The sequence below is a fragment of the Pseudomonas sp. 2995-1 genome (assembly GCF_002742505.1).
In the GTDB taxonomy this organism is placed as follows: domain Bacteria; phylum Pseudomonadota; class Gammaproteobacteria; order Pseudomonadales; family Pseudomonadaceae; genus Aquipseudomonas; species Aquipseudomonas sivasensis.
The window spans coordinates 1-318 of record NZ_LJSA01000181.1 but is presented as its reverse complement, the minus strand read 5'-3'; the positions used below and the strand labels follow the sequence as shown (position 1 = coordinate 318).

The window sequence follows — 318 nt, the reverse complement described above, 5'->3', positions numbered from 1 at the left end:
GTATTATTTACAGCATGGTTAACCGTCGGTGTCGTATTTGTATTATTTGATGTCTGTTGATTTTGATTAGTCTTAGGTGTGTTAGCTTTAGGTTCAGCAGAGGTTGACGTATTTGTAATTTCTTTATTAATTGCAGTAATCGTTTGATTTCCTGCGATGCCGTCTACTTTTAAACCCCTTGCTCTTTGGAACTTTCTGACTGCTTGATCAGTAACTGAGCCAAAATATCCTGTGGCAGTATGATGATCAAAGAAACCTGCTTTTTTTAAATAAGTTTGAAGTTTTATCACTTCATCCCCACGTGAACCTGTTCGGAGT

Annotated in this window: 1 protein-coding gene; it reads right to left on the bottom strand. The window is 37.1% G+C overall.

The genetic code is table 11. From position 1 onward, the window contains the following. The coding region (locus AOA61_RS00585; protein WP_143521157.1) for a peptidoglycan-binding domain-containing protein at positions 1-318 on the bottom strand (318 nt) is incomplete at both ends.